Origin of the sequence: Sphingomonas sp. Leaf62 (assembly GCF_001421915.1) — a bacterium.
Classification (GTDB): domain Bacteria; phylum Pseudomonadota; class Alphaproteobacteria; order Sphingomonadales; family Sphingomonadaceae; genus Sphingomonas.
Window position 1 is genome coordinate 80,984 of sequence record NZ_LMLN01000004.1, and the last position, 6,672, is coordinate 87,655.

The 6,672-nt window shown below is 65.4% G+C and carries 5 protein-coding genes; 2 read left to right on the plus strand and 3 right to left on the minus strand.

Annotated elements, in window-relative coordinates:
• Positions 1 to 155 precede the first annotated feature (155 nt).
• Together ASE91_RS03475 and ASE91_RS03480 are read left to right on the plus strand one after the other, a co-directional pair.
• On the plus strand, positions 156 to 1,616 hold the full coding sequence (locus ASE91_RS03475) for a PAS domain S-box protein (protein ID WP_056622662.1): 1,461 nt from the start codon (positions 156 to 158) through the stop codon (positions 1,614 to 1,616).
• Between the two features lie 223 nt (positions 1,617 to 1,839).
• On the plus strand, positions 1,840 to 2,820 hold the full coding sequence (locus ASE91_RS03480) for a hypothetical protein (protein WP_056622663.1): 981 nt from the start codon (positions 1,840 to 1,842) through the stop codon (positions 2,818 to 2,820).
• Between the two features lie 186 nt (positions 2,821 to 3,006).
• On the opposite strand, the gene ASE91_RS03485 is transcribed toward ASE91_RS03480, so the two are convergent.
• The 3 genes from ASE91_RS03485 to ASE91_RS03495 form a co-directional block, all read right to left on the minus strand.
• Positions 3,007 to 3,372 carry a response regulator gene (locus ASE91_RS03485; protein WP_235530288.1) on the minus strand — a complete coding sequence of 122 codons (366 nt, stop codon included), beginning with the start codon at positions 3,370 to 3,372 and terminating at the stop codon, positions 3,007 to 3,009.
• Positions 3,373 to 3,422: 50 nt separating this feature from the next.
• Complete coding sequence (locus ASE91_RS18575) at positions 3,423 to 5,768, minus strand: PAS domain-containing sensor histidine kinase (protein WP_082453780.1); 2,346 nt, start codon at positions 5,766 to 5,768, stop codon at positions 3,423 to 3,425.
• A gap of 398 nt (positions 5,769 to 6,166) precedes the next feature.
• The coding region (locus tag ASE91_RS03495) for a rhodanese family protein (RefSeq protein ID WP_235530289.1) at positions 6,167 to 6,672 on the minus strand (506 nt) is incomplete at its 5' end.

A 6,672-nucleotide genomic window follows, 5' to 3' on the forward strand; every position in this document is an offset into this window, starting at 1 on the left:
CCTTTTACTTAAACTGAGGACCATGGTGAAACGGGCGATACATTCCTTCGGTTCACGACCCGCCATCGGCGACCATCGCGGCGCATGGTGCAACAGCACTATTATGATTGGTACGAAGCCGGGAACGCAGCGCGGCTCGCAGCGGTTAAAGGGACATGCCAGACCCTGCTGCCCCACCCACGCTCCGCCATCTCGAACAACTCATGGCGCAGTTGCTCGACGGCGTCATCGTCGTCGATCCGACCGGGGTCATCCTGCGCGCCAATGCCGCTGCGCTGAAGATGCACGGCATCGATCGCGTCGAGGATTTGGGCGCAACTGCCGAGGCCTATGCCGAACGCTTCACCCTGCGATCAGGCAATGGCCGCCTGCTCAAACGCCGCGAATATCCGCTGTTTCGGCTGTTGGCCGGCGAAGCATTCCCGGACGAGACGGTGCAGGTGGCGCCGTCGGGTGACGACGAGGTGCGATGGGTCCATGAAGTCCGCGACGTGGCCATGGACGTCGATGGCGGCGATGCGGATTATCTGGCGCTGGTCCTGAGCGATGTGTCCGCCCGCTTCAACGCCGAACGGCGGTTCAAGGCGATGTTCGAAGCCAATCCCGCCCCCGCCCTGATCGTGCGCCTGCGGGATCTGCGCATCGTGCAGGGCAATCCCGGGTTTCTGGCCCTTACCGGCTTCCTGCAGGAGCAGCTTGCCGGAAAGAGCCTGTTCGGGCTCGACCTGCTGGGCGGACTGGCGGACCCGACCGCAACGCGTGCCCGGATCGAACAGGGCCGGGTCCTGCCACAATCCGACGCCGAACTGCTCGTCGCCGATGGGACCCGGCGACTCGTCGTCTTTGCCGGCCAACCCATCGACGTGACCGAGGAAGACGCGCTGCTGCTGACCTTCGCCGACCTGCAACCGCGGCGCGAAGCGGAGATCGCCTTGCAGGCGAGCGAGCAGCACCTTCTCGCCGTCTTCGACATGGCACCGGTCGCCATGGTGGTGACGCACCATGCCGACCATCGCATCGCGCGGGTCAATGCCGCCTTCCGCTCGCTCACCGGTCTTGACGACGAACGCGTGCTCGGAAAAACCGCCGATGAACTGGCGCTATGGGAAACGGCTGCCGAACGGGAGGTTGCGGAAGCGGCCCTGACGGCGACCGGATCGCTCCACCAGCACGAGGCCCGATTGCTGGCGCGAGAGCACGACCCCATCGACTGCCTCGTCTCCGCGCAGGCCGTCGACATGGACCAGCAGCCCTGTGTGCTGTGGGTCTATCAGGACGTCACCGAGCGGCGACGCAACGAGGTCGAACTGGCAGCCGCCATCGACGAGGTGATGAAGGATGCAAGCTGGCTCAGCCGCTCGATCCTCGACAAGCTGGCGACATTGCGGCGGCCGGGGCCGACGGCCCCCGCCATCGACCTCAGCGCCCGCGAACGCGAAGTCCTCGGCCTGATCTGCGACGATCTGGACGATGGCGACATTGCACAGCGGCTGCACCTGTCGCGCAACACGGTTCGTAATCATGTTGCCCGGATCTACGCCAAGCTGGGCGTCAATCGCCGCAGCGGCGCCGTCATCTGGGGCCGGGAGCGCGGCCTCGGCTCGCACGGACTGTAGCTGCGGGGCATGTCGCCGAACGGGTCAATCATGCCGTCCTGCTTGGGTCCGGGTGGACGGTTGAACCAACGAGCTAGTGCTGCTGCACCATCGTTCCGAAGCGCTCCGGTGAACCGTCCACGCCCCAGCACGTTCGAACCTGCCTGGGTACAGCCCCATGGAACGCACCCGTTGCGCTTCACCCGACTGTGCTCCGGCAAGACAACTCGATTGGAGAGACAGCATGAGCGATGGCAACCGGAACGGATACGGGGACAATGCTACGGACGACGGCATCGCCCGGCGTGCCGAAGGCGCGTTCGACCGCCACGACGATCCGAACCGCGGTCCGCTCGACCGGGCAGCGAACGCCGTTACCGGCGGCAGCGGTGGCGTCGGCGGTGCGCTGCATCGCGACGATCATGATCGGGGTCCATTCGATCGGGCCGAGAACGCGCTTGGTGGCCATGACGACCCGAATCGGGGGCCGCTTGATCGCGCCGCGAACGCCATCACCGGCGGCAGCGGTGGTGTCGACGGTGCGTTGCATCGCGACGATCCGAACCGTGTTCCGTTCGATCGGACCGAGAATACCCTGCGCGGCCATGACGACCCGAACCGGGGACCGCTCGACCGTGCGGCCAACGCCGTCACCGGTGGCGTCGGTGGCGTCGCCGCCGCCACGGCCGGAACGTCGCGCGGCACCGGCCAGACCGTCTCGGCAATCTTCGATACCGAAGCGGAAGCGCAGCGGGCGGTGGCCGACCTGCGCAGCGCCGGGGTCAGCGACAGCGCGCTGTCGGTCATCGCCCGCAGCAACGGCACGACGACGGCGCGCGACGTCGATGGCGAGATCACCGACGAACATCATGAAAGCATCGCTCGGGGTGTGTTGGGCGGTGGCGCGCTGGGTGCCGGTCTCGGCGTGCTGGCACTGGCCATCCCGGGCGTCGGCCCGCTGATCGCGGCCGGAGCGATCGCGGCTTCCGCCGTGCCCGGCGCGATGGCGATCGGTGCCGTCGCTGGCGCTGCGGCCGGCACGTTCAACGAAGTGCTGAAGGGCCATGGCATCAGCGAAGAGGACGCGTCCTATTACGGCGAACACCTGACCGGTGGCGGCGTCCTCGTCACCGTCGATGCAGCCGCGGCAAATGCGAATGTCAGCGACATTCTGCGCCGCAACGGTGGGCACAGCGTGAACAACCCGCGCGTGGCCACGCTCTAACGTCCGGGGGTGACCGGGAGATTACCCTCCCGGTCCCTCGTCGCGCATCCTGAAACGGGAAAAGCGATCGACGACAATCGTTCGGACGGTTCAGGCCGGTCCCATGAAGCGAAATCTATTCGCTTTCGACAACCAGCACGAAAGTGGCGGTCGTACGGAGAAGATGCCTCGACCCGTCTGACGCCTTTATCGTGAACCGGTCGCGACATTCCCCATCAATCGGTGCATGGCATCGACGATTTCGACGTGGTTCACCGGCTTGGGGTAGAACTCGGCACGCTCGGGAAGCCGCACGCTGTCGCGCGTGAAATAAGCAGCGGTCAGGATGATCTCGATCGGCGGCCAACGCTGACGGATCGCCTCGGCAATCTCGATACCCTTGCGGCTGCGCGGCATGTCCAGGTCCATATAGACCAAGCGGATATCGAGGCGCTCTTCGAGGAGACGTATGGCATCGGCGCTGCTCAACGCCTCCACGGCCTCGAAACCGGCCTTTTCGACCATGCTGATCGCGTCGAGCCGCAAGATCGGCTCGTCTTCGACCACCAGCACGGGCCATCGCATAAGAGGTTGAGACTGTCCCATATCGTGAACCTACGCTTTTACGCCTCTTGGACCTGATACAATGGTGCCGTCGCCTCTACCGTGAGACCCTCTGCGCCGTAGCGAACCTCAACGCCGCCCGAGCCGCTTAGACCCATGCGAATGATCCGCGAGCCGAATCCTTTCCGCGTCGGTTCGACCGCCGGTGGACCGCCGTGCTCCGTCCAGCACAGATTGAGGGTATCCGTGTCGCCGTCGCGACGCAGCGCCCAGCTTACCGCCACCTTGCCTTGCGGCACGGTCAGGGCGCCGTATTTGGCGGCGTTGGTCGCCAACTCGTGCAACATGAGGGTAAGCGCCAGCGTAGCCCTCGACCCGATCGTCACTTCCGGACCGACGAGTGTGAAACGGGCCTCGCCGAACGTCGCCAGAGCGCCGTGAGCGACGTCGCCAAGCTTCGCTGTCGCCCAATGGTCCCGCGTCAGCACCTCATGAGCAGATGCGAGCGCGCCCAGTCGCTTGCCGAAAGCGGCCACCGCTTCCTGATCCTCCGCCTTGCCAAGCGTCTGGTGGGCAATGGCCTGCACCACGCTCATCGTGTTCTTGATCCGGTGAGCCAGTTCGCCGTTGAGAAGCTGCTGCTGCTCGCGCGCCTTATGGAGTTCGGTATGGTCGCGCGATACCGAAAGGATGCGGGCGACTTCGCCGTTCGGGCCGGCGATGGGCGACACGGACACCGACCAATGCTTGGGCGTGCCGATATAGGTGTCGGCCGGCGCCTCGAAGTGCGTCGTCTTGCCGCGCTTCGCAGCTTCGATGGCCTCGCGCGCGTAGGCAGGGCCATCCTCCTTCAGAAACTCGGGCCATGGGCAGCCGCGAACGGCATTGAAGTCGCTGATCTCCATGACCTTCATGCCACCGTCGGTCATGAAGGACAGCGTGCCGTCCAGCTCGACCACCTTGATGCAGTCGGTAGAAGCGGCCAGCACGCTTTGCATGAAGCTCGCCGTTTCGCGTGCCTCCTCTTCGGCCCGGCGTCGTTCGAGCGCGGTTCGGGTGCGGTTGCCGGCGTCGGCGATGAAGGCCAGATCCTCAGGCGTCCAGTCCCGTGGCCGATCGTCGTTGACGTAGAGGACGGCAACCGTGCGCCCCTTCTCGACGATCGGCCGGTTGACCAGGCTGCGCACCGCAACGGCTTCAAGCGGTGCCGTGTTGCCCGATGTGCGCGGATCGAGACGAATATCGGGAATGACGACGGTTTGCCCGTGGCGCAGATCGTCTGCATATGCCCCATAATCGCCCATTCGGTAGGTCCCTGCGAGGCTCGGATAGCCGTGCGCCGTCCAGTCGTTCGGAATGGTGAACGTTTCCCCGTCTTCCGCGACCGTTCCATACCCGACGCGGCCCGCGCCCAGGGTGCGCCCGATGATTGCCGTTGCCGCGCGCGTCACCGCATCGGGATCGGCGATGGCCGGCAGGGCGCGACCGAGTTCCGCAAGCGCCTCACGCCGTTGATCGGAACGAACGCGATCGGTAACGTCCTGGAACAGCGCCGCGAAACGATCGCCTCCCGCCGGTTGGCACATCCCATCGTACCAGCGGTGAAGATCGCCGACCTGCCGTGTGAACCGGATTGCTTCCCCCGTCTCGACGACGCGGGCAAACTCCATCACCAGCTCGTCCTCAACGTCGGGAAACACCTCCCGGATCGTCCGCCCCACCGCGCAGCCGCGTTCGATCCCGACCAGATCGTACCAGGCGTTGTTGACCTCGTCATAACGCCAGTCGACGATCCGGCCCGCCTCGTCTCGAACGACCTCGCCAAGGATGAATCCTTCCTCCAGCGTCTCGAACAGGCCGCGCCATCTTGCTTCGGTGGTGGACAGCTCTGCCGTTGCGGTGTTGCGCTGGCGCTGTGCCGTGACCCGCGACGTGCTTTCCGATGTGACGTTGAGCAGACCGACGACCTCCCCGGCCTCGCCCCGCACCGGCGAATAGGCGAAATCGTACCAGGTTTCTTCCGGAAAACCATTGCGCGTCATGGTCATGGGCTGGTCACGAAAGGCGACGCTCTCGCCCGCAAAGACGCGGTTGATCAACGGCTCGATATCATACCAGAGTTCAGACCATATCGCGGCCGTCGGTTGCCCGAGCGCACCGGGATGGCGTGCCCCGAGATACGGGGCGTAGCCGTCATTGTAGAGCAGGATACGCTCCGGCCCCCAGATCAGACACATGGGATGCAAGGAGGCAAGCATGGTATCGACCATCACCCGGAGCGCGGCAGACCACGTGCTGCGTTCCCCCAGTGGTCCCGCCGCCCAATCATGGGCCGCTACCAGATCTTTCATGACCAGCGCGCTGCGCGTGTCGCTTCTCGAAACGTCCTGGACGTGGGTCATCATTGCTGTCGCTTCCTAGACCCTGGTACCGAACGTCCCGCCCCCGGCAGGCTGAACCATCCATGTAGTGGGTCGCGCGCCAAAAGCGAACGGGATGCAGCAGGGTGATGCATTGCCGGACACCTGCGTGTACCGAGAACCTTGCCGAACACCGCCAAGACGCTGGTGCACCGCCACTTCATGCATCCGGCGCGGGCCTGACCGATCCGGCTGGCACGGGTGTTGACCGTGACGGCGACGGCCGCGGTTCCTGCCGCGGCGTGCGGCGATCCGACGCCGGCGACGCAGGTCAGGAGCGGCAAGGCGAAGATCGAGCCGGCCCCGCCGACCAAGCGGCAATCAGGCCGATCACGCCGCCCTATGCGGGTGGAGCAAGGATGACGGTATTGTCCATGATCGCGTCAAACAGCCGCGCGCCGGTTCCATGGCATGACGCGCAGCAGAGTGGCCATGCCGCACCATCCGGTCACCCCGGCAAACATCAGCCCGGCACCGACGAATGCCGAGAGGCCAAGGAAGCCGGGAGCCAAGAACAGGCCGAGCAGCACACCGACCAGCACCAGCCCGCCGGCGGTAATCTGCACCTGCCGCATGATCTCCAGCGGCTGCGACCGATCGGCGACAATGGGCTGTCCGGCCTGTCGCCACGCATCGATGCCGCCCCCGAGCATGAAGGCTGGTGCGCCGCCAGCTGCCGCGCCAAGTTGCGCCGCGTTTGCAGCGGTGCGCATCCCCGATGTACAGTGGAAGACAATGGGTCGACCATCCTTCGGTAGCTTGCTGATCTGATCTAGCGGGACGTTCTGTGCGCCAGGAATGTGCTCACGCGCATGTTCGTCGGTTCCGCGAATGTCGATCAGGTGCGCACCGGCATCGATCGCGGCGCGGGTATCGGCGGGGGAAAGGG

What these genes read in the sequence shown, in the direction of transcription:
- ASE91_RS03475 (WP_056622662.1), top strand. Translation starts at nt 156, where the DNA reads ATGCCAGACCCTGCTGCCCCACCCACGCTCCGCCATCTCGAACAACTC.
- ASE91_RS03480 (WP_056622663.1), top strand. Translation starts at nt 1,840, where the DNA reads ATGAGCGATGGCAACCGGAACGGATACGGGGACAATGCTACGGACGAC.
- ASE91_RS18575 (WP_082453780.1), bottom strand. Translation starts at nt 5,768, where the DNA reads ATGATGACCCACGTCCAGGACGTTTCGAGAAGCGACACGCGCAGCGCG.